Origin of the sequence: Streptomyces spiralis (assembly GCF_014654675.1) — a bacterium.
In the GTDB taxonomy this organism is placed as follows: Bacteria; Actinomycetota; Actinomycetes; order Streptomycetales; family Streptomycetaceae; genus Streptomyces; species Streptomyces spiralis.
On record NZ_BNBC01000054.1, the window covers coordinates 1 to 20,779 of the forward strand.

Sequence of the window (20,779 nt, forward strand, 5' to 3'; positions counted from 1 at the left end):
CTGCCTGAACGGCGTGGGAGGTGCCCCCACCACCAGCCGCCGCTCCCTGATCCGGCCTGATCGACGAGACACCCCCTGGTCGCGTGAACACGCAGAGCGGCGCGGTGCCTCAGATACGGCGCACGGTGTGCAGCGACGTGGCGTAGGTGCCCGTGCCGTCGAGGAGCGAGGCGCCGCCGAGGTCGGACATGGTGGGCCCGTCGACGGTCTTGCGGCTGGACAGGAAGCGGCGCTTGCCGGCCGCGTCCGCGCCCAGATAGATCCCGACGTGGTCGACCGTGACGGTCGGGTTGTCGTCGCCGGAGTCGGCGTTGAACAGCACGAGGTCACCGGGCTGGAGCAGAGTGGCGGCGGGCGGCTTGGTGCCGTCGGTCCGGTCGATGACGACACCGGGCGCGTAGTCGACGATGTAGCGGGAGTTGCGCGGTATCCGCTCCCCGGACGTGTCCGCGCCCGCGGCCATCGGCACGCCCATGTGGTAGCCGTACACCATGCGCGTGTAGCCCGAGCAGTCCAGGTTGCCGACCTGCTTGCTGGACGGACCGGTGTAGGTGCCGTCGGGGAACGTCCATCCGACGTTCATGTACTCGTGGAAGTCGGCGCCCTCGTAGCGGAAGCCGTGCGGGTCGAGATAGCCGTAACCGGACTCGCCCAGCACCTGCTTGCCCTGCGCCGGCCCGTCCCCGGTCGTGACCGCGGGAGCGCCCCCGAGGAACATGGCGGCGTACGCCAGCACGTCCGGCACGGTGGAGCCGGCCCAGCCGCGGATGGTCTGCTCCAGCTCCGTCGTCCAGGTGCCGTCGAAGGGCTGGGCCAGCACCCGCACCCAGTCGCCATGGGTGACGGTCGGCGGGGTGTCCCAGTTCGCGGCGTCCACCTCGAATCGGCTCACCAGCAGCTTGACCGGCAGGTTCGTGCACCCGTCGTTGGCCAGGGCGCGCAGACCCACCCGGCCCTTGCCGAAGGTCGGGTCACTGGTGTCCACGGCCCACGCGGACGGTTCCGTCGCGTCCGAGCGCCAGGCCTTGGCCCGGATCCGGGTGCCCTCGCGGCGCACCCGGATCGTCCAGTCGGTGCCGGCGGGGTTGCCCGTGGCCAGCGTGACCGCCGGGACGAGGGACGTGACCGTGTCGGCGACCTCCTTCTCGACGCGCAGCTCGACCGCTCCGGTGGTCAGGAAGGACAGCCGGGCACGGTAGTTGTTGTGCGGGTCCTGGTAACCGAAGGACAGCGCGTACGAACACGCCTGCCCGGTGGGCACCTTGTCGAACCGGGCCACGGAACGCACGTCGACGTCGGTGATCTCGCCGTCGCGCAGGGTCGCGTGACGGCTGGCGTAGTCGGTGGTCAGGGCGATGATGCCGGTGCCGGACACGACCGAGTAGTCCGTGTCGGCGGGCCCGAGCGTGGACCAGCTGCCGCCGCCCGGGGAGGTGCCCCAGTACACGCGGTCGGCCTCCGGCAGTGTGGTGTCCGGCAGCGTGCGCCCGAAGTCGTCCACGAAGGGGCGCTTGTTCTCGGCGAACGTTCTTCGCGGGCCCGGCAGCAGCACGGTCCGGGCGCCGTGGGTGAGCAGCGCGACGCGTCTGCCACCGGAGGTGATCTCCGTGCGGGCCGGGGTCCCGGGCAGCACGGTGGCGGTGAGCGGCGAGGACAGCGTCACCGGCGTGAAGTAGGAGGCGTCCAGCGGAGGCAGGGTCACCGAGGAGCGGGCCGCGGTCAGGCCGCTCGGCGCCGGCAGGGGGTCCACGGTCGTGGGGGCGGCGTCCGCACGTGCGGGGGCCGCGGCCAGACCGCTGAGCGGGACGGCGGCGGCGGTGGCGGCGAAGGCGGCGAGCAGGCCGCGACGAGAGGTGTGCGTCATGGTCGCCATGATCCAGTACGGCCCGGCGGCCGCGGGCGCCGACTCGGGACAAGTCTCGTAAGATCCCTATGCGTTGAGCGTCCCGATGTGCCCGGTCAGTCCTGTGTCGGGACCCCGCCTTCCTCCTCGCGGCGGCCCCCACCGTCCTTGCCGCCTCGAGTCCCCTCGGCGCTCCCGGTGCCCGGCCGCAGTGCCCGCGCCAGATAGGGCGCCGTGGCGCTTCCCTCCGTCCGGGCCACCTGAACCGGCGGTCCCGCCGCCACGATCCGGCCACCCGCGTCGCCGCCGCCCGGCCCCAGGTCCACGACCCAGTCGGCGCCCGCGACGACGGACATGTCGTGCTCGACGACGACCACGGTGTGCCCGGCGTCGACCAGCCCGTGCAGCTGCCGCATCAACACCTCGACATCGGCCGGGTGCAGACCGGTCGTCGGTTCGTCCAGGAGGTAGAGGGTGTGGCCGCGGCGCCCGCGCTGGAGCTCACTGGCCAGCTTGATGCGCTGTGCCTCGCCGCCGGACAGCTCGGTCGCGGGCTGGCCCAGACGCAGATAGCCGAGGCCCACGTCGAGAAGGGCGCCGAGGCTGCGGGCCGCGGCCGGGGTGTCCGCGAAGAACTCCGCCGCGCCCTCGACCGTCATGTCCAGCACCTGGGCGATGTTCCGCCCGCGGTACGTCACCCGGAGCGTCTCGGGGTTGTACCGGGCCCCACCGCAGTCCGGGCACGGGGCGTAGGTGCTCGGCAGGAACAGCAGCTCCACGCTGACGAACCCCTCGCCCTGGCAGGTCTCGCACCGGCCACCGGCCACGTTGAAGGAGAACCGCCCGACCCCGTAACCGAGTTCGCGGGCCGTGTCGGTGCCCGCGAACACCTTCCGTACGACGTCGAACAGCCCGGTGTAGGTGGCCAGGTTGGAGCGCGGGGTACGCCCGATCGGCTTCTGGTCCACGCGGACCAGCCGCCCGACCCCGGCCAGATCCTCCGTGATCGCCCCGATGAGCGTGGACTTGCCGGACCCCGACACACCGGTGACCGCGGTGAACGCCCCGAGCGGCAACTCGGCCGTCACCCCGCGCAGATTGTGCCGGGTGACCGGCCCGACCGTCAGCTGCCCGCGCGGCGGCCGGACCTGGCGCACCGGCGCGCCGCCCCGGCCGAACAGGTGACGGGCCGTGGCCGACTCGGCCACCCCCGCCAGCTCGGCGACGGGTCCGCTGTGCAGGACCCGCCCGCCGTGCTCGCCGGCCCGCGGCCCCACGTCCACGACCCAGTCAGCGCCGCGCACCACGTCCAGATGGTGCTCCACCACGAACACCGAGTTGCCCGCGGCCTTCAACCGCTGCAACACCGTGAGCAGGGCCTCGGTGTCCGCCGGGTGCAGACCCGCCGACGGCTCGTCGAGGACGTACACCACGCCGAACAGCCCGGAGCGCAGCTGGGTGGCCAGCCTCAGCCGCTGGAGCTCACCGGCCGACAGGGTGGGCGCGGCCCGGTCCAGGCTGAGATAGCCGAGGCCGAGCTCGAGGACGGGCGCGATACGGGACTTCAGGTCGTCGGTGAGGACACGGGCGGCCTCCGAGGTGCCCCGAAGGACCCCGGCCAGCTCGCCGAGCGGCAGCGCGGCCAGCTCGGCGATGGTGCGCCCGGCGAAGGTGACGGCCAGCGCCTCCGGCCGCAGCCTGCTGCCACCGCAGACCGGGCAGGGCGCCGAGACGAGGAAGCGCTCGGCCTTCGCCCGCAGCGTCGCGCTCTTCGAATCGGCGAACGTCTTCATCACATACCGGTGGGCGCTCATGTACGTGCCCTGATAGGGCCGCTGGATCCGATCGGCCTCGCGCACCGGATGCACGGTCACCACCGGCTGCTCGTCCGTGAACAGGATCCACTCCCGCTGCTCGGCGGGCAGCTCGCGCCAGGGCCGGTCGACGTCGTACCCGAGCGCGTCCAGGATGTCCCGCAGGTTCTTGCCCTGCCAGGCACCCGGCCACGCCGCGATCGCCCCCTCGCGGATCGACAGCGAGGGGTCCGGGACCAGCAGGTCCTCCTCCGTACGGTGCACCCGCCCCAGGCCGTGGCACTCCGGGCAGGCCCCGGCCGCCGTGTTCGGCGAGAAGGCGTCCGAGTCCAGCCGCTCGGCGCCCTGCGGGTAGTCACCGGCCCGGGAGAACAGCATGCGCAGCGAGTTGGAGAGGTTGGTCACCGTGCCCACGGAGGACCGCGAGGTCGGCGTTGACCGCCGCTGCTCCAGCGACACCGCGGGCGGCAGCCCGCTGATCTCCCCGACCTTCGGCGCCCCCACCTGGTGGATGAGCCGGCGCGCGTACGGCGCCACCGACTCGAAGTACCGCCGCTGCGCCTCCGCGTAGATCGTCCCGAACGCCAGCGACGACTTCCCCGACCCCGACACCCCCGTGAACACGGCCAGCGCGTCCCGCGGCACATCGACGTCGACGCCTTTGAGATTGTGCTCACGGGCACCGCGGACACGGACGTACGGGTCGTGGGGGGTGTGCATGGGGTCGCTCCGTACCCAGGTGCGGTGGTCGAGGGGCAAACCCCGCAATCGTATGCGAACTCCCTCCCGGGCCGGGATCCGCTCCCACGGCGGGCCGTGCGGGACGAACGGCCGGTGTCGGAGGCGCTGCGCAGCGCCAGCGGCTCGTGCGGCCGGCGGCCGGGGCCGTCTCGGAACTCTTCGGCAGCCCGGACGAGTTGAGTGGCGATGGCGAGGGCGGATTCACCGACGCCGCATGACGGCGCCGCGCTAGCGGCCGGTTCGCTCCCGGGCGGTGAAGAGGCGTGCCAGCCTCCGGTAGGAGTCCAGCAGCGCCTCGCGGTCGTACGTGCTGGTGGTGAGCAGGACCTCCTGGGCGCCCGTCTCCTGCAACACCGTCTCCAGTTCCCCGGCGACCTGTTCCTCGGTGCCCGTGAGGTGGCCGGCCAGACCGGAGTCGTAGAAGCCGCGCTCCTTGGCGGTCATCGGCAGGGACTCCACGCGCTCGGCGGGCGGCAGCGGCGGGAAGGTGCCGTGGGTGCGGGCGTGGGCCATGGACCAGGCCTCCGGGATCAGGAGCCGGCGGGCCTCCCCGGGGGTGCCGGCCACCGCGACCGTGCCGGAGATCACGACGTACGGCTCCCGCGCCCAGGGGGAGGGGCGGAAGGCGTCGCGGTACCGCTCGATGCCGCGCAGCGTCTTCTCCCGGTCGCGCAGGTCGCCGATGACCATGGGCAGGCCCGCGCGGGCCGCGATCGCGGCGCCCTCGCCCGTCGCCAGCACGAACGGCGGCACGCGCAGACCCTCGGCGGGCCGTGCGCGCACGCCCGTCGGGGACGTGCCCTCGAACCAGCCGAGCAGTTCGGCCAGCTGCGCCCCGAAGTCCTCGGCGGCGTGTCTGTCCCGTCCCAGGGCCCTGCGCACGCCGTCGGTGAAGCCGACGGAACGGCCCAGGCCCATGTCGATGCGCCCCGGGTACAGCGACTCCAGCACACCGAACTGCTCGGCCACCACCAGCGGCTGGTGGTTGGGCAGCATCACGCCGCCCGCGCCCACCCGGATCGTGCGGGTCGCGGCCGCCACGGCGGCAGCCAGCACCGTCGGTGCGGAGCCGGCGACGCCGGGCACGCCGTGGTGCTCCGAGACCCAGAACCGGTGGTAGCCGAGGCGCTCCACCTCCTGCGCCAGCCGCACGGTGTCGCGCAGCGCCTCCGAGGGCGGGTGGCCCTCGCGCGTGCGGGAGCGGTCCAGGACGGAGAAGCGGGTGGCCGAGATCAGGGAACTCACACCCGGTTCAACGCGGGGGCAACGCCGTGATTCCCGCGCGGTGCCGTGGGGCGGCGAGCGGTGCTGCGGGGTGGGCCCCGGGGTCAGCCGGAGTCGGGGGAGGCGCCGTCCGTCTCCGGGCCCCAGTACTCGGGGCCGACGCCGCGCCAGTCGATCAGCGGGGACACCGAGACCTCCGCGGGGTCGACCTCGAGGCCGGCCCGGCGCAGGAACTCGGCGACATCCGCGATGCTGTACGCCAGCCCCAGGATCTCGCCGTCCACACGGACGCGCCGGCCGCCCGTCGGCGAGGGCGGGTGCACGGTCACGGGCAGTGATCCGGACATGTTCCCAGCATCAGGCGCCGCGCCCGCCCCCGCATCCGGACGGCACGCAGTCCGCTCCGCCGGGCGCACGCGCACCCTAGGGTGGTGTCTCGTCGATCATGCCGGGCTCGCGGTGGCCGGCACCGCACCTCGCCGCGTTGTCGTCGGTCGCCGATGCTCCGCATCGACTCCCTCCTCCGCCTTGCGATGCTCCCCCACTGCCTGAACGGCGTGGGAGGTACCCCCACCACCAGCCACCGCTCCCTGATCCGGCCTGATCGACGAGACACCCCCTAGGCTGTGCGTGTGAAGGAGAGCAGCCAGCGGCCCCTCGCCGTGTTCGATCTGGACAACACCCTCGCCGACACGGCGCACCGGCAGCGGTTCCTCGAGCAGCGGCCCCGGGACTGGGACGCCTTCTTCGCCGCCGCGCCCCAGGATCCGCCGCTCGCCGAGGGCGTACGCCTCGCCCTGGACAGTGCGCGCGAATGCGAGGTCGTCTACCTCACCGGGCGGCCCGAGTGGTGCCGCCGGGACACCCTCGACTGGCTCGCCGCCCACGGGCTGCCCGAGGGACGTGTGCACATGCGGCGCGACGACGACCGCAGGCCGGCCCGCCGCACCAAGCTGGAGATCCTGCGACGGCTCGCCCGTACCCGGGAGATCCGCGTCCTCGTGGACGACGACGAGCTGGTGTGCGCGGAGGCCGAAGGGGCGGGCTTCCGCGTCCTGCGCGCCCGCTGGGCGGCCCCCTCCGCCGAGCTGAAGATCGCGCAGGAGCGCGAGGGGCGGACCTGACGGGTGCCGGGGCTGCCCGTGGCGGTCCGGCCGGCCTCAGTCCGCGTCCTCGATCCGGAAGCCGACCTTGAGCCCCACCTGGTAGTGCTCGATCTGCCCGTTCTCGATCTGGCCCCTGACCTGGGTCACCTCGAACCAGTCCAGGTTGCGTACGGTCTGCGAGGCGCGGGTGATGGCGTTGCGGATGGCCTGGTCGACTCCCTCGTGCGAGCTACCGACGATTTCGGTGACCCGGTAGATGTGGTCGGTCATGCGGGTGCTCCTCTCGCGGACGACGCGCCTGGCGCCGTGGACGGTGACGGGGGTCGTCACATCCGTCGGTGACACGCCGGTGACGAGCGTGTCCCACGTCACTCCACCGTGCCGTATGCGGAGGCGGATCGCGAGATGTGCGGACTGTGACCGGTGTGCCACTTGACCAATGTATTGGTCCATACCAAAATCCCAGCACACCCGTGCGAGCCTTCTGCTCGGCCCCCCACGTCGGGATCTTCCCTGTCCACAGACAGAAGTCCACAGACAGAAAAGGACCCCTTCGTGAGACGTCGCCTTCTTGCCCTCGTCTGTGCGTCCGCCTCCCTGGTCAGTGCCTGCGGTGCGCTGCCCGGCGGCGGAGGCGGGCGGCACACCGTGACCGTGTGGCTGATGCAGGGCAGCGCGTCGCAGGACTTCCTGCGCCGCTTCACCGAGGACTTCGAACGCGGCCACGACGATCTGCGCCTCGACATCCGTATCCAGCAGTGGACCGGCATCGGCCCGAAGGTGCAGGCCGCGCTCTCGGCGAGTTCCGACGCCGGTCCCGACGTCATCGAGGTCGGCAACACACAGGTCGCCCAGTACGTGGAGGGCGGCCGGCTGACCAACCTGACCCTGGAGTCGATGCGGGACTGGGGCATGCAGGACTGGCTGCCCGGCCTCGCCGAGCCGGGCCTGGACAACTCCGCGCAGTTCGGCATCCCCTGGTACGCCGCCAGCCGGGTGGTGATCTACCGCAAGGACCTGTTCGAGAAGGCGGGCATCACCTCCCCGCCGGGCACCCGGGCCGAGTGGCTCGCCGACACCGAGAAGCTCGACTCCGGCGGCAACCAGGGCATCTACCTGGCCGGACAGGACTGGTACACGCTGTCCGGCTTCATCTGGGACGAGGGCGGCGACCTCGCCAAGCAGTCCACCAACACCTGGAAGGGCACCCTGGACACCCCGGCCGCCCTGCGCGGGATGGACTTCTACCGGCGGCTGCAGGCGCTCGGGAACGGCCCGGCCGACGCCGACGAGGAGCACCCGCCGCAGGCCGGGGTCTTCGCGGGCGGGAAGGTGGCGCAGATCGTGGCCGTGCCCGGGGTCGTCCAGGCCATCGTGCAGAAGAACCCCGCACTCAAGGACGAGCTGGGCTTCTTCCCCGTGCCCGGGAAGACCGCCGGACGGCCGGGCACCGTCTTCACCGGCGGCTCCGACTTCGTCGTACCGAGGAACACCGACGACCGGGACGCCGCCGTCGCCGTCGTCGCGGCCCTGACCGGCGCCAAGTGGGACACCGATCTGGCCCGCACGATGAACTACGTCCCCAACAAGACGACGCTCGCCCCGGCCGTCGCCGGCGAGGAGGCGGTCGCGGCCATGGCGGCGGGCGCCGCGCACGGCCGGGCGACCCCCAGTACGCCGCAGTGGGCGGCCGTCGAGGCCGACAACCCGATCAAGGAGTACATGACCAAGGTGCTCGACGGAGCCGACCCGCGCACCGCGGCCCGCCAGGCCTCCCGGCGCATCACCGAACAACTGGCCCCCGGCCTGGGCTGACCCGCCGGCCCGGGTCGAAGGTCATCGGTTACCGGTCACCGGTCACCGCGCCACGCTCAGCGACAGCGCGAAGCGGTTGTCGGTGTCGGTCCACCAGTGGGTCAGGTCCAGGGAGGCGGCGGCCAGCTCGGCTTTCACCCCCTCTCGGCGGAACTTCGCCGAGACCTCGGTGCGCAGCTCCTCGCCCGCGGTGAAGTGGACGGCGAGGTCGAGGGCCGGGACCTTCACGGTCTGGGCGGTGCGGGAGCGCAGGCGCATCTCGATCCACTCGTGGTCGGCGTCCCAGAGCGCCACGTGGTCGAATGCGTCCGGGTCGAAGTCGGCGCCCAGTTCGCGGTTGACGACGGTCAGGACGTTCTTGTCGAACGCCGCCGTCACCCCGGCCGCGTCGTCGTACGCCCGCACCAGCACGGCCTCGTCCTTCACCAGGTCCGTGCCGAGCAGCAGCGCGTCACCGGGGGAGAGCAGGGCCCGCACCCCGGCCAGGAAGCCGGCGCGCTCGTCGGGCAGCAGGTTGCCGATCGTGCCGCCGAGGAAGGCCAGCAGCCGGGGACCGGGCGTGTCGGGCAGCGCGAGTCCGGCGGTGAAGTCGGCGATCAGGGCGTGCACGTTCAGCCCCGGCCGCTCGGCGGCCAGGGCCTGCCCGGCGTGCTCCAGCGCGCTCTCGCTGACGTCGACGGGCACGTAGCTGTGCAGGCCGGACAGCGCGTCGAGCAGGTAGCGCGTCTTCTCCGAGGAGCCGGAGCCCAGTTCGACGAGTGTGCGGGCGGGCAGTGCGGCGGCGATCTCGTGCGCCCGGCCGGCGAGGATCTCGCGCTCGGCGCGGGTCGGGTAGTACTCGGGCAGTTCGGTGATCCGCTCGAACAGGTCGCTGCCATGCGCGTCGTAGAACCACTTCGGCGGCAGGGTCTTGGGGTCGGTGGTCAGGCCGTGCAGGACGTCGGCGCGCAGGGCGGCGGCCATGGCGTCCTCGGGTAGGGTGCGGGTGACGTGGAAGGGACTCAACGGCTCGGCTCCTCGGATGGTGCGGATGCCAGGTCCTCGGTGAGGTCCTTGAGCGGGGTGAGCAGGACGTCCTGGCGGCTCGCCGCGAGCAGTGTGCGGTCGGGTACCTGGAGCCAGCGCGGGTCGTCGTCGTACGGTTCGGAGGCCACGACCGCGCTCCGGCCGGGCTCGGCGAGGTACCACAGGGTGTCGCCCCAGGCGGTCGCGGTGATCGTCCCGCCGTCGGTGAGCAGCAGGTTGAGCCGGGCGCCGGGGGCGGCCGAGGCCACCTCCACAACGGTGTCGGCGAGCGCCTGACCCGGCTCGTCGCCGCCGCGCAGCCGGGCCAGTGCCAGCGCCCAGACGAGCGCGGAGTCGTTGCGGGCCTCCAGCGACAGCAGGTCCTGGGCCGGCAGGCTGCGGGCGAGGCCCGCGAGCGAGCCCGGCCAGCCGGGGACGGCGCCGTTGTGGCTGAACAGCCACCGGCCCGCGGCGAACGGCGCCGCCGCGGCCTCCGCGTCCGCGCCCGCCAGGGTCGCGTCCCGTACGGCGGCCAGCAGTGCGGTGGTGCGCACGACCCGGGCCAGGTCGGTGAAGGACAGGTCCGCCCACACGGGCCCGGCCCGGCGGTAGCGGGCCGGCACCGGGTCGCCCGCCGCGTACCAGCCGACGCCGAAGCCGTCGGCGTTGACCGTCCCGTACCGCTGCTGCCTGGGCGCCCACGACTGCCGGTACAGGCCGTGCGGCGGTTCCACCAGGAGCCGGCCGATCGGCTCCTCGTCTCCCACGTACGCCAGGTGACGGCACATCAGGCGTCTCCCCGGTCGGCCGAGCGGGCCGTGCGGAACCCGGAGAAGATCTGCCGCCGGATCGGGTAGTCCCAGTTGCGGAACGTGCCCCGGCAGGCCACCGGGTCCACGGCGAACGAACCGCCGCGCAGCACCTTGTACTCGGGCCCGAAGAACACCTCCGAGTACTCCTTGTACGGGAACGCGACGAACCCCGGGTACGGCACGAAGTCGCTCGCCGTCCACTCCCACACGTCACCGATCAACTGCCGTACGCCCAGCGGCGACTCACCGGCCGGGTAGCTGCCGGCCGGGGCCGGGCGCAGATGCCGCTGGCCGAGGTTGGCGTGCTCGGGGGCCGGGTCGGCGTCGCCCCACGGGTAGCGCGTCGAGCGGTCGCCCGCCGGGTCGTGGCGCGCCGCCTTCTCCCACTCGGCCTCGGTGGGCAGCCGGCGCCCCGCCCAGCGGGCGTACGCGTCGGCCTCGTACCAGCACACGTGCAGCACCGGCTCGTCGGGCGGCACGACCTCGGTGACGCCGAAGCGGCGCCGGAGCCACTGCCCGGCGTCACGGCGCCAGAACAGCGGCGCGTTGATCTCGTGCCGCCGTATGTGGGTCCAGCCGTCCGGCGCCCACCAGCGCGGGTCGTCGTAGCCGCCGTCTTCGATGAACGCCGTGTACGCGCCGTTCGTGACCGGGGTGGTGTCGATCCAGAACGGCGCCACCTCGCGCACGTGCGCGGGCCGTTCGTTGTCCAGCGCCCACGGCTCGGTGGAGGTGCCCATGGTGAACGGGCCGCCGGGGACCAGTACTTCCGCCGGGCCGGTGAACAGGGGCGCCGGTTCCGGGTCCGGCGCGGTCAGGGCCTGCGGGCCCCGGCGCAGCTGATGGGTGATCAGCATCGTCTCGTCGTGCTGCTGTTCGTGCTGGGCGATCATCCCGAAGGCGAAGCCCGCCTCGGTCAGCCGCGTGCCGTGGAACGCGGTGGACTCCAGGACGTCGATCACCCGGCCGCGCACCTCGGCGGCGTACGAGCGGGCCTCGTCGGGTGCCAGCAGAGGCAGCGAGGGGCGTTCGGCGCGCGGGTGCTCGAAGGCGTCGTACAGGCCGTCGATCTCCGGGCGCATGGCCTCCCGGCCGCCGACCGCGCGCAGCAGCCACAGCTCCTCCTGGTTGCCGATGTGCGCGAGGTCCCACACCAGGGGGGACATCAGCGGCGAGTGCTGGGCGGTGAGATCGGGTTCCTCGACGCAGGTGGTCAGCAGGGTGGTGCGGTCCCGGGCCGTGGTGAGCGAGCCGAGCACCCGCTCACGCAGCGTCTCGGGGTCGGACTCGCGGCCGGACGCGGACTCGGGCGCGGAGTCGAGGGCGGTGTCGGGCGCGGTGTCGGATGCGGGGTCGGTCATGTGCGGATGTCCTTCCCGTGGGCGCGACGGCGGTCCGGGCCGCGCAGTCGGTCGAGCAGATCGTCGGCGGGACAGCGGCCCTTGAGGACGTAGCGGTCCAGGTACGCACCGACGGCGTCGGTGACCTCGGCGGTGGCGCCGAGCCGCGGCAGGGCGTCCAGGGCGGCGACGAAGCAGGCGATCGCCGCCTCGTGCAGCTCCGGGTCGGCGAGCCCGGTGCGGGCGGCGTCGGTCCACAGCGGATTGTGCGGCGCGGGCAGCGCGAGGGTGCGCTCGGCGAGCGGCTTCACCGCCCGGTACGCGGTCTCGGCCGCCTCCGGGTCGTCGAAGAGCGCCGTCGTCACCGCGAGCGGCACGATCCACCCGTCGTCGCCGGGCTGGGCGTCGATCATGCGCAGTTCCAGGTGGCCGCGCGGCCTGACCGGAGGGAACAGTGTGGTCATGTGGTACTCGAGGTCGTCTCTCGTCGGCGGCCTCGGCCGGCCCGAGCGGATCCACTCCCGGAAGGTCAGCGCCTCGGGGACCTCCCACGGCCCGCTGTCGTGGCGTACGCACATCACCGGCGCGTCCAGCACGTGCCGCGCCCACGCGGTGCGCGGAGCGCCGTCCAGCGGGGGAGCGCCCGCCCTGCCGGGACCTATCTCCGTCCACAGCAGCTGCCGGGTGGAGAGCCAGCCGGTGGGCCGGCGCCCGAGCAGCGGGGAGTTGGCGAACGCGGCGACCAGGACGGGTCCCAGCTGGTGTGCGAGCCACCACCGTCGCACATGGCCCAGCGGCCCCGGCTCCTCGTGGCCGGCGTCCAGGCACACCTGCACGGATGCCGTGGCGCACATCATGTGCCGGCCGGCCGGGCCGCCGCGGTCCAGACAGGTCTCCAGGGCGTCGTAGCGCCGCTCGCGCAGGAACCTGCGGGGCCTGTGCCAGGGGTCGTGGCCGACGCCGACGAGGCGGAGGCCGCCCTGGGCCAGTACGGCACGGACGGCGTCGAGGTCGGCGGAGACGGTACCGATGCACTCCATCAGGGAGGCGGCGGGCGGCGAGCTCAGCTCCAGCTGGCCGCCGGGCTCGACGGTGAGCGCCGACCTCAGGGGCACGGTCCGCAGTGCGGCGTACGCCGCTTCCAGACGTTCGGGCGTCACGGGGACGCGCGGGGTACGCAGCTCGTGGACGAGCCATTCCACTTCGACGCCGACGGAGCGGGGTGGTCCGGTCTTGAAGCAGATGCCGCTGACCAGTGCCTCGACCTCGGCCTCGGTGAGGGCCGTACGGCCCTGCGTACAGCCGCTCGCCGGGGCGGCGGGCGAATCTGACATGTCGGGATCCTCCTGAGATTCCACCATGCCACCGGCCCGGGATCGGTGGGCCGGGGCGGAGTCACACCGTCCCACCCAAGACCCTGCGGCCGATTCGCACAAGGGTGCAGATCGGGACAATCCTGCCTTGAAATCTCTGTTTCCGCGATGTTTGCCGGTGCCTCACGGCGCTTCACGGGGCGGGTTCCGTCACGGGCCTCTCGTGGGGCCCGCCGGTGGCCTCCCTCCCGGAAACCCGTTTGCACCGCACGTCCAGGATCGCCCACGATGCGTGCATGAGCACGACGGGGGAGGCCGCGCGGCGCGCGGTCATGGCGCGTACGGGGGTGGCGCCATGAGCGCGCGCCTGCGCGGGATCGCGCAGCAGACGGAGCAGATCGTGATGGCGGGCGCCTACCGCGCCGCCGAGGGGCGCGAGGTGCGGATCGCGGCGGCCGTCGAGGCCGCACGGGAGGGCACCCGCGTGTACGGCCCGGAGCCGGTGCCGGTACCCCGCTGGACCCCGGTCGAGACGTCCGTCGAGGTCACCGGCGAGAGCAGCCTGGCGGCGGCCCGACGCCTCTCCGGCCCCCCGGTGGCCGTCCTGAACTTCGCCTCGGCCCGCAATCCCGGCGGCGGCTACCTCAACGGCGCCCAGGCCCAGGAGGAGGCCGTGTGCCGCGCCTCCGCGCTGCACACGTGCCTGCTCGGGGCCAAGGAGTTCTACGACCACCATCGGGCCCACCGAGACCCGCTCTACTCCGATCGGGTGATTCACTCGCCGGCGGTGCCCGTCTTCCGCGACGACGGTCACCGGCTGCTGGACGAGCCGTACACCGCCGGCTTCCTGACCGCCGTCGCGCCGAACGCGGGCGTGGTGCTGCGCGACGCCCCGGAGCGCGCCGGTGAACTGCCGCACGCCCTGGCCGTCCGCGCCGAGCGGGTGCTGGAGACGGCCGCCGCGCACGGCTACCGGCGGCTGGTGCTGGGCGCGTGGGGCTGTGGGGTGTTCCGCAACGACCCGGCGCAGGTGGCGGGCGCCTTCCGGGCGTTGCTCACCCCCGGCGGGCGGTTCGCGGACGCCTTCGAGCACGTGGTGTTCGGGGTGCTGGACCGCACCCGGGACGGCCTGGTCCGCGAGGCGTTCGTACGAGCGTTCGCCTGAGTCCGGGCCTGGGCCTCAACCTCGGCCTCCGTCCGAACCTGGGTTCGAGTCTCAGCTCCAGCCGTACCGCTCCCGCAGCCGGTGCACCACCGAGTTGAAGCGCATCCGGTCCAGCGCACAGGCCTCGCGCCGCATGCCGTCCTCGTGCAGCCGCAGCACCCGGTCGACGTCCACCCAGGAGTCGCGCCCCGACCGGTCCCAGGGCCCGTTCCCGATCGGCACCCACTCCCGGTCGCCGTCGTGCGCCTTGCTGGACAGTTGGACGGCGAGCAGGGTCCCCGCGGCCTCCCGGGCCACCACCAGCACCGGACGGTCCTTGCCCCGCCCGTCGTTCTCCTCGAAGGGCACCCAGGTCCAGACGATCTCCCCGGGGTCAGGGTCACCGTCGTGCGCGGGCGCGTACTCGGTGCGCACCCGGCCGACCGCGCGCGGGTCGGCCTCGGTGGTGGCGGTGGGGCCGTAGCGGCCCGGGACGTCGTCATCGGTGAAGGCAGTCACGGGGGCACCCTAGATCGTGCGCATGTACGCCGGGACACCGGGCGTACGGTGCTGATTCCCTGTCAGGAGACCTCGCCGGGCCGACCGATGCGCATGCCGGGCCGGCGGCGGTGCACGGTCAGGTGGGTGAGGCCGTCCTCGCCCGCGCCGATGCTGCGTGTGGAGCCGTACGGGAGCCGTACCGTGGCGCCCTCGGCCAGTGGCCGGGGCTCGTCCCCGGTGCCCGCGCCGAGCACACCGCCACCGGAGACGACGTACAGCAGCACGTCCAGATCCGCTTCGGCGTGCGGTGCGACGCGCCCGCCCGGTGCGAGGCGGACGAGGTTGGCGTCCGGCTGGCGTCCGCTCTCCGCCGGCTTCCACGGCACACCCGCCGGGACCGGCGGGGCGTCGGCCGGTGGGCGGGCGTCGCACAGGACGCGCGGCTCCGGCGGCTCGCTGTCGTGCGCGGACGGCGGCGTCATGCCGCACCCCTCTCTCCGTCGGCTCCCGGGTATGGCCTACGATTTTTCCATGTGGGTTTCGTAGAAAATCGCCGCAGCTGAGAAGAGGTGAGCAGGGGTGGCCATCACACGGCGGAGCCCTCGCCGACGCGAGGTGCTGGACGTGCTGCGCGCGGCCGCCGGCCCGCTGGGCGTCACGGAGACGGCCGAGCGGATCGGGGTCCATCCCAACACCGTCCGGTTCCACCTGGACGCACTGGTGGCCGAGGGACTGGTCGAGCGGCGGATCGAGGAGCCCTCGGGACCCGGCCGTCCCCGGACCGTCTACGTCCCGCAGCCCGGCATGGACCGCGGCGGAACGCGCGGCTACCGCCTGCTGGCGCAGATCCTGCTCAGCCAGTTGGCGTCCCGGGGGCCCGAGGCCCGGTCGGCCGCGACCGAGGCGGGCCGTGCGTGGGGGCGGTACCTGGTCGACCCGCTGCCGCCCTTCCGGGAGCCGACGGCCGAGGAGGCGGTGGGGCGTCTGGTCGCCCTGCTGGACGACCTGGGCTTCGATCCGGTGCCCGAGGGAAGCGGCGCGGGCGAGCCGCCGGAGCGGATCCGGCTGCGGCACTGCCCGTTCCTCGAGCTGGCCGAGGAGTACGGCTCGCTGGTGTGCCCGGTCCATCTGGGGCTGATGCAGGGGGCGCTGACCGAACTCAGGGCCCCGCTGACCGCGACCGGCCTGGAACCCTTCGCGGAACCCGATTCCTGTCTGGCCCATGTGCGTCCCTTGACGTCCCTTGACGTCCCTTGACGTCCCTTGACGTCCCTTGACGTGCCTTCACGTCGGCTGAAGACCTCTGAACGCCTGAAGTCCTGAAGTGAGCAGGCCGCGGGCCGGCGCCCCGGCAGAGAGGCAACGCATCGATGAACACCACGTCGGCCGCCACGGCGAGCGCGGTCACCTTCGTCTGGCTCGGCATGGTGCTGGCCATCTCCTTCCTGGAGGCGCCGCTGAAGTTCCGCGCCCCCGGTGTGACCATCCCCATCGGCCTGGGCATCGGCCGGCTGGTCTTCCGGGCGCTGAACCTGGTGGAGGCCGCCCTGGTCGCCGTCGTGATCGTCGCGACGGCCGTCGGCGACGCCCCGAACCGCGTCGTCGCGCTGACCGCGGCCGTGGCCGTCCTGCTCCTCGCCCAGCTGGTATTCGTCCGGCCACGCCTCAACCGCAGGTCCGACCGCGTCCTGGCGGGCGAGGACGACGGCCCTCGCTCCCGGGGCCACCTGGCCTATGTGGCCCTTGAGGTGGGCAAGGTCGCTGTGCTGATCGCCCTGGGAATCAGCCTGCTGACGGTGTGAGCGACGCGCGTGAGGCCCTCCGGAGGGAGGACCCCACGCGCGTGCCCGTGTCCGGGACGGTCAGCTCTCGCCGCCGTCCACCGGGACCTTCTGCACCGGGGGCGGCACGCTTCCGTTCAGGGACGGCGAGGCGCCGTTCCCGCCCCCGCCGTTGCTGTTCGACCCGTTCTGGTTCATGGACGCCAGCAACTGGCGGGCCAGGCCCAGCCCGGTGCCGCCCATGGTGAGCGCCTTGGCGAACAGGTCGGCCATGCCGTCGGCGCCGTTGAGCAGCACCATGTTGTCGACGTTGCCGAACGCCGAGGCGCCCGCCTGGACGATCTCCGGCCAGTTCTCGGCGAGTTGCTGGGCGACGACGGCCTCCTGGTTCTCGGCGAGGGCGGCCGCCCGCGCCTTGATGGCCTCCGCCTCCGCCAGACCCTTGGCCTTGGTCGCCTCGGCGTCCGCCAGGCCCTTCGCCTGCGCGGCCGCCGCCTCGGCCTCACCGGTGGCCCGGGTCGCCGCGGCGGTCGCCGCACCCCGGGTCTTGGTGGCCTCCGCCTCCGCGCCCGCGGCCGTCTTGACCCGGGTCGCCTCGGCCGCCGCCGCGAGCTCCGTCTCCTTGGCCTTCGCCTGCGCCGCCGAGATCCGCGCGTCGCGCTCGGCCTCGGCCAGCGTCCGCTTCTCGTACGCCTTGGCGTCCGCCGGCTTGCGCACGTCCGCCTGGAGCTGCTGTTCGCGCCGGTGCGCCTCCAGTTCGGCGACCCGCGTCTCCTGGACGACGACCTCCTGCCGAGCCCCGGCATCGGCGAGCGGGCCGGCCTGACGCGCCTTCGCGGCCGCCTTGTCCCGCTCGGCCTGGTAGCCGGCCTGGAGGATCTCGCTGTCCCGGGTGGCCTCGGCCATCCGCGCGAACGACTGCTGCTCCGCCTCGGTGGCCAGCCGGTTCGCCTCCGCCTGCGCGATGCGGGCGTCCCGCTGGACGGCCGCCGCGTGCGGCATCGCGAGGTTCTGGATGTAGCCGGTCGGGTCCTCGATCTCGTGGATCTGCAGCGAGTCCACGATCAGACCGAGCTTCTCCATCTCCGTGCCGCAGGCCGCCCGGGTCTGCCCGGTCAGCTTCTCCCGGTCGCGGATCATGTCCTCCACCGTCAGCCCGCCCACGATCGAGCGCAGATGACCGGCGAAGACGTTGTGCACCCGCTCCGACATCAGCTTCTGCTGGTCCAGGAAACGGCGGGCCGCGTTCGCGATCGACACGAAGTCGTCGCCCACCTTGAAGATGACCACGCCCCGCACCTTCAGCGGAATGCCCTGATGGGTCACGCAGTCCACGTGCAGTTCGGTCTCGTTCAGGTCGAGCGAGAGCTTGCGCACCACCTGCACCCCGGGCAGCACCAGCGTGCCGCGCCCGGTGACGATGCGAAAGCCCATGCCCTCCTCGAGGCCCTCGGTCCGGTGCTTGGAACCCGAGATGATCAGTGCCTCGTTGGGCTCGGCGACCCGCCACATCAGCTTGAACAGACCGATCAGAACGAGGACGGCGACGACCGCCACCCCCGCCACGACGCCGACGATCATCGGCATACGCCCCCTTTGGGTTGGTGCCCGTTCGGCACCGAACGAAGGGAGTGTGCTCCTCGGCGGGTCCCTGGTGAAGACACCGGCGCGTCCTTGTTGCAATCTTGACGCGTACGGCTCCCACCTGCGCTCTCATCCGCGAGGGAGCAGGCTCAACTGTCGTACACCGCTTCGACGTAGACGGTCCGGGGCGGCAGGTACTCCACCACCATCACCACCGTGCCCCGCTCGAGCCGGCCCTTGCCGTCGGCGGCGTAGGCGAGGAAGTGCTCGGCCCCGCCGCGCACCCGGACGATCACCTCGCCGACCAGCCCCGGCCCGACGGTACCGGTGACACGCCCCATCAAGCCGACCATCCCCGCATCCTCCATGGCCGCAGCCTAGATCCTGCCGGGGCATCAGGCAGGAGGACGGAGGGTAGATGCTCGTACTGGTGCCCCGGGGGACCCCGGGGAGACCGGACACGGTCGGGAGAAGGGGGAGTTCATGTCCGACGAGCTGGTGCGGTTCGAGCTGGGGGAGGGCTCGGCCGGTGTGTACGTCGAGGTGGCCGACGACGACTCCGGAGTGGAGCGCGTACGGCGGCGCGGCGGCGCCCCGCCTCAGGCGGTGGACGGATTCGAGCACGGCCTCGACCAGATCCGGGACGTGGCTGCCCGCACCCTGCGGCGGATCACCTCGATGCCGGCGGCGCCGTCGACGGTGGAGCTGGAGTTCGGGGTCAAGTTCAGTGTGGAGGCGGGCGCGGTCATCGCGCGGACCGGCGTCGAAGGACATCTGAAGGTGAAGGTGGTGTGGGAGAACGCCGCACCGGACGGGCGGGCGAACCAGGACGAGGACGAAGAGGAGGACGAGGGGACCACGCACACGCCTCACGCGACCGACGCGACCGGAGACACTGCCCAAGCCGCAGCCGGTGCCGGAGCCGGCGCCTGAGCCGGCGCCCGGATCACTTCGGCATCGGATCCGTCGACTTGATCACCACAGGGTCCGCATCCGTCGGCTCCCGGCGCATGGGAGCCACCCGCGTGGGCTGCGTCGGAGGCACGGCATCCTCCGGGGGCCCCGCCACCTTCACCAGGCTCGGCGCGGCCCCGACCCGCTCGAGCTGGCTCCGGTACAGCGTCGTCCGCCCGGTGACGGCCTGTGCGCACAGCACCGCCAGGATGCCCGGCCCGAGGAGCGAGGCGTCGCCCAGCATCTCCGCCACCATCACCAGCACCCCGAGCGGAGCATGGGCCACGGACCCCAGACAGGCCGCCATCCCGACCGCCACCGGGACCAGCGGGCTGTGCGGAGCGATACCGAGCGGCTCCGCCAGCCGCCACAGCGCCGCGCCCACACCGGCGCCCACCACCATGCCCGGCCCGAAGATGCCGCCCGAACCGCCCGAGCCGACCGTCAGCGCCGTACCCACGATCTTCGCCAGCGGCAGGGCCAGGACCACGGCCAGCGGCAGATCCAGCAGCAGCTGACGCTGGGTCACCGCCTCCATCAGGCCGTACCCGGTGCCCAGCACGCCCGGCACCAGCAACCCCAGCCCGCCCACCAGCAGCGCGGCGAACGTCGGCGCGGCGATCCGGGCGAGCAGCCCGCGCGCCCGTTTCTCCACCCGCGTGTGCACCGCGTAGAAGCATCCCGTGTACAGCCGCCCGGCGCCGCCCGCGACCAGCCCGACCACGGCTACCAGGGCGAACTCGCCCACGCCGCTCACCGCCTGGCCCGGGTGGGACCCCAGCACCGGTGTGAACCCGAAGCACGCGCCGAACATCAGCCAGCCCGCAACGGAGGCGATCAGCGCCTGCGGCAGCACCCTGGCGTCCATGCCCCTGCGGTACAGCATCTCCGCCCCGAGCAGCGCCCCGCCGAGCGGAGCCCTGAAGATCGCGCCCACCCCCGAGGCGAGCCCGATCACGAGGGCCGTACGGGCCTGCTGCCGTGACATGCCGGTGCGCCGGGCGATGACCGAACCGAACGCCGCCGAGATCTGCGCGGCCGGCCCCTCCGTGCCCCCCGAGCCACCGGAGCCGAGGGTCAGGGCCGAGGCCACCAGCTTCACCACGGTCACCCGGCCGCGCATGCCCGTCGGGTCCTGGTGCGCGGCGGCGATGGCGGCGTCCGTGCCGTGACCGCGAGCCTCGGGCGCCAGCCACAGGGCGAACACCGTGGCCACCAGGGCGCCGCCGGCCGCGACCAGCGGCACCAGCCACGGCCGGTTCGAACCCGCCAGCGTACGGAATCCGCCCTCCGCCGACGTCCGGTAGGGCCGGTAACCGGCCACCGATTCCAGCAACCAGCCGGTGCACAGGTGCAGCAGACCGAACAGCGCCGCCGCGCCCAGCCCCGCCACGGCGCCGATCAGCACCGCCGGCACCACCCAGCGCGCCGGCGAGTCGTCCGCGCCGTCGGCGGGCATCAGCCGCGCGCCCCAGGACCGTAACGACCGGCGCCCCGGCCGCACTGCCGTACCACGCGCCCCCGTGTCCACTTGTACTCTCCCGCCGCCCGACTCCTTCACCAAGTCAGAGCCTGACGGTTGCCCGGTGGCAAGGTCAACCTCGCACCCTCGGACGGACGATGACGGCGGGTCAGGAGAGTGACACCGCATCGCACAACCGTCCAATCCACCCCAACGGAACCGGTGTGCCGCGCCCGAATCGCGGGCTGACCTGCCCACGTTCCTGTGGTTATCCTCAAAGTCGGTGCAACGGACAGTCATGGTGTGGCGGCGACAGGTGGGGGGCTGAGACCGATGCCGA

Annotated in this window: 20 protein-coding genes; 6 read left to right on the top strand and 14 right to left on the bottom strand. The window is 73.1% G+C overall.

The window, feature by feature from the left end; genetic code table 11:
- Nucleotides 1-109: 109 nt before the first annotated feature.
- The 4 genes from IE318_RS37000 to IE318_RS37015 all read right to left on the bottom strand — a co-directional run bounded on the left by IE318_RS37000 (nt 110) and on the right by IE318_RS37015 (nt 5,969).
- Complete coding sequence (locus IE318_RS37000) at nt 110-1,864, bottom strand: NlpC/P60 family protein (protein ID WP_189907313.1); 1,755 nt, start codon at nt 1,862-1,864, stop codon at nt 110-112.
- 95 nt (nt 1,865-1,959) lie between these two features.
- Nucleotides 1,960-4,377 carry an ATP-binding cassette domain-containing protein gene (locus IE318_RS37005; protein WP_189907314.1) on the bottom strand — a complete coding sequence of 806 codons (2,418 nt, stop codon included), beginning with the start codon at nt 4,375-4,377 and terminating at the stop codon, nt 1,960-1,962.
- Nucleotides 4,378-4,626: 249 nt separating this feature from the next.
- Nucleotides 4,627-5,643 carry an LLM class flavin-dependent oxidoreductase gene (locus IE318_RS37010; RefSeq protein ID WP_189907315.1) on the bottom strand — a complete coding sequence of 339 codons (1,017 nt, stop codon included), beginning with the start codon at nt 5,641-5,643 and terminating at the stop codon, nt 4,627-4,629.
- An 83-nt stretch (nt 5,644-5,726) separates the two neighbouring features.
- Complete coding sequence (locus tag IE318_RS37015) at nt 5,727-5,969, bottom strand: hypothetical protein (protein WP_030183679.1); 243 nt, start codon at nt 5,967-5,969, stop codon at nt 5,727-5,729.
- Between the two features lie 285 nt (nt 5,970-6,254).
- Between IE318_RS37015 and IE318_RS37020 the strand changes: the two genes are divergently transcribed.
- Nucleotides 6,255-6,746, top strand: coding sequence for an LNS2 domain-containing protein (locus IE318_RS37020; RefSeq protein ID WP_030183682.1), 492 nt, complete (start codon nt 6,255-6,257; stop codon nt 6,744-6,746).
- A gap of 36 nt (nt 6,747-6,782) precedes the next feature.
- Here IE318_RS37020 and IE318_RS37025 read toward each other — a convergent pair whose 3' ends face one another.
- Entirely contained in the window at nt 6,783-6,998 is a 216-nt protein-coding gene (locus IE318_RS37025; RefSeq protein ID WP_030183685.1) for a dodecin, read from the bottom strand.
- A 285-nt stretch (nt 6,999-7,283) separates the two neighbouring features.
- Here IE318_RS37025 and IE318_RS37030 point away from each other — a divergent pair, with 285 nt between their 5' ends.
- Nucleotides 7,284-8,543, top strand: a complete 1,260-nt coding sequence (locus IE318_RS37030) for an extracellular solute-binding protein (RefSeq protein WP_189907316.1) — start codon at nt 7,284-7,286, stop codon at nt 8,541-8,543.
- Nucleotides 8,544-8,585: 42 nt separating this feature from the next.
- On the opposite strand, the gene egtD is transcribed toward IE318_RS37030, so the two are convergent.
- Genes egtD through egtA form a run of 4 tightly spaced genes read right to left on the bottom strand, consistent with a single transcriptional unit; the run spans nt 8,586 to nt 13,034 of the window.
- Nucleotides 8,586-9,548 (bottom strand): L-histidine N(alpha)-methyltransferase, encoded by a 963-nt coding sequence (egtD, locus tag IE318_RS37035; protein ID WP_189907317.1) that lies wholly within the window; start codon nt 9,546-9,548, stop codon nt 8,586-8,588.
- Nucleotides 9,545-10,336 (bottom strand): ergothioneine biosynthesis protein EgtC, encoded by a 792-nt coding sequence (gene egtC / locus IE318_RS37040; RefSeq protein WP_189907318.1) that lies wholly within the window; start codon nt 10,334-10,336, stop codon nt 9,545-9,547. The genes egtD and egtC overlap by 4 nt, the downstream gene beginning before the upstream one ends.
- Nucleotides 10,336-11,721 carry an ergothioneine biosynthesis protein EgtB gene (gene egtB / locus IE318_RS37045; RefSeq protein ID WP_189907319.1) on the bottom strand — a complete coding sequence of 462 codons (1,386 nt, stop codon included), beginning with the start codon at nt 11,719-11,721 and terminating at the stop codon, nt 10,336-10,338. Before egtB ends, egtC begins: the two co-directional genes overlap by 1 nt.
- On the bottom strand, nt 11,718-13,034 hold the full coding sequence (gene egtA, locus IE318_RS37050; RefSeq protein WP_189907320.1) for an ergothioneine biosynthesis glutamate--cysteine ligase EgtA: 1,317 nt from the start codon (nt 13,032-13,034) through the stop codon (nt 11,718-11,720). Before egtA ends, egtB begins: the two co-directional genes overlap by 4 nt.
- 334 nt (nt 13,035-13,368) lie before the next feature.
- Between egtA and IE318_RS37055 the strand changes: the two genes are divergently transcribed.
- The gene (locus tag IE318_RS37055) at nt 13,369-14,178 is read left to right on the top strand and encodes a TIGR02452 family protein (RefSeq protein ID WP_189907321.1); all 810 of its coding nucleotides are present in this window, start codon (nt 13,369-13,371) and stop codon (nt 14,176-14,178) included.
- A 51-nt stretch (nt 14,179-14,229) separates the two neighbouring features.
- Here the strand turns inward: IE318_RS37055 and IE318_RS37060 are convergent, their stop codons facing one another.
- On the bottom strand, nt 14,230-14,676 hold the full coding sequence (locus IE318_RS37060; protein WP_189907322.1) for a type II toxin-antitoxin system PemK/MazF family toxin: 447 nt from the start codon (nt 14,674-14,676) through the stop codon (nt 14,230-14,232).
- A gap of 62 nt (nt 14,677-14,738) precedes the next feature.
- A complete protein-coding gene (locus tag IE318_RS37065) occupies nt 14,739-15,140 on the bottom strand; it encodes a hypothetical protein (protein WP_189907323.1) in 402 nt (133 codons plus the stop codon).
- A 97-nt stretch (nt 15,141-15,237) separates the two neighbouring features.
- Between IE318_RS37065 and IE318_RS37070 the strand changes: the two genes are divergently transcribed.
- Together IE318_RS37070 and IE318_RS37075 are read left to right on the top strand one after the other, a co-directional pair.
- Nucleotides 15,238-15,915: a helix-turn-helix transcriptional regulator gene (locus IE318_RS37070; RefSeq protein ID WP_189907324.1), complete on the top strand. Its 678-nt coding sequence runs from the start codon at nt 15,238-15,240 to the stop codon at nt 15,913-15,915.
- Between the two features lie 113 nt (nt 15,916-16,028).
- On the top strand, nt 16,029-16,460 hold the full coding sequence (locus tag IE318_RS37075; protein ID WP_189907325.1) for a hypothetical protein: 432 nt from the start codon (nt 16,029-16,031) through the stop codon (nt 16,458-16,460).
- Between the two features lie 60 nt (nt 16,461-16,520).
- On the opposite strand, the gene IE318_RS37080 is transcribed toward IE318_RS37075, so the two are convergent.
- Nucleotides 16,521-18,026: an SPFH domain-containing protein gene (locus tag IE318_RS37080; RefSeq protein WP_189907326.1), complete on the bottom strand. Its 1,506-nt coding sequence runs from the start codon at nt 18,024-18,026 to the stop codon at nt 16,521-16,523.
- A 146-nt stretch (nt 18,027-18,172) separates the two neighbouring features.
- A complete protein-coding gene (locus IE318_RS37085) occupies nt 18,173-18,391 on the bottom strand; it encodes an NfeD C-terminal domain-containing protein (RefSeq protein WP_030183716.1) in 219 nt (72 codons plus the stop codon).
- A gap of 115 nt (nt 18,392-18,506) precedes the next feature.
- Between IE318_RS37085 and IE318_RS37090 the strand changes: the two genes are divergently transcribed.
- Nucleotides 18,507-18,956 (top strand): CU044_2847 family protein, encoded by a 450-nt coding sequence (locus IE318_RS37090; protein WP_189907327.1) that lies wholly within the window; start codon nt 18,507-18,509, stop codon nt 18,954-18,956.
- 13 nt (nt 18,957-18,969) lie between these two features.
- On the opposite strand, the gene IE318_RS37095 is transcribed toward IE318_RS37090, so the two are convergent.
- Nucleotides 18,970-20,436, bottom strand: a complete 1,467-nt coding sequence (locus IE318_RS37095; protein ID WP_189907328.1) for a chloride channel protein — start codon at nt 20,434-20,436, stop codon at nt 18,970-18,972.
- Between the last annotated feature and the right edge of the window lie 343 nt (nt 20,437-20,779).

What these genes read in the sequence shown, in the direction of transcription:
- egtC (WP_189907318.1), bottom strand. Translation starts at nt 10,336, where the DNA reads ATGTGCCGTCACCTGGCGTACGTGGGAGACGAGGAGCCGATCGGCCGG.
- egtA (WP_189907320.1), bottom strand. Translation starts at nt 13,034, where the DNA reads ATGTCAGATTCGCCCGCCGCCCCGGCGAGCGGCTGTACGCAGGGCCGT.
- IE318_RS37080 (WP_189907326.1), bottom strand. Translation starts at nt 18,026, where the DNA reads ATGCCGATGATCGTCGGCGTCGTGGCGGGGGTGGCGGTCGTCGCCGTC.
- IE318_RS37000 (WP_189907313.1), bottom strand. Translation starts at nt 1,864, where the DNA reads ATGACGCACACCTCTCGTCGCGGCCTGCTCGCCGCCTTCGCCGCCACC.
- IE318_RS37075 (WP_189907325.1), top strand. Translation starts at nt 16,029, where the DNA reads ATGAACACCACGTCGGCCGCCACGGCGAGCGCGGTCACCTTCGTCTGG.
- IE318_RS37055 (WP_189907321.1), top strand. Translation starts at nt 13,369, where the DNA reads ATGAGCGCGCGCCTGCGCGGGATCGCGCAGCAGACGGAGCAGATCGTG.
- egtB (WP_189907319.1), bottom strand. Translation starts at nt 11,721, where the DNA reads ATGACCGACCCCGCATCCGACACCGCGCCCGACACCGCCCTCGACTCC.
- IE318_RS37025 (WP_030183685.1), bottom strand. Translation starts at nt 6,998, where the DNA reads ATGACCGACCACATCTACCGGGTCACCGAAATCGTCGGTAGCTCGCAC.
- IE318_RS37065 (WP_189907323.1), bottom strand. Translation starts at nt 15,140, where the DNA reads ATGACGCCGCCGTCCGCGCACGACAGCGAGCCGCCGGAGCCGCGCGTC.
- IE318_RS37090 (WP_189907327.1), top strand. Translation starts at nt 18,507, where the DNA reads ATGTCCGACGAGCTGGTGCGGTTCGAGCTGGGGGAGGGCTCGGCCGGT.
- IE318_RS37085 (WP_030183716.1), bottom strand. Translation starts at nt 18,391, where the DNA reads ATGGAGGATGCGGGGATGGTCGGCTTGATGGGGCGTGTCACCGGTACC.
- IE318_RS37005 (WP_189907314.1), bottom strand. Translation starts at nt 4,377, where the DNA reads ATGCACACCCCCCACGACCCGTACGTCCGTGTCCGCGGTGCCCGTGAG.
- IE318_RS37015 (WP_030183679.1), bottom strand. Translation starts at nt 5,969, where the DNA reads ATGTCCGGATCACTGCCCGTGACCGTGCACCCGCCCTCGCCGACGGGC.
- IE318_RS37095 (WP_189907328.1), bottom strand. Translation starts at nt 20,436, where the DNA reads ATGCCCGCCGACGGCGCGGACGACTCGCCGGCGCGCTGGGTGGTGCCG.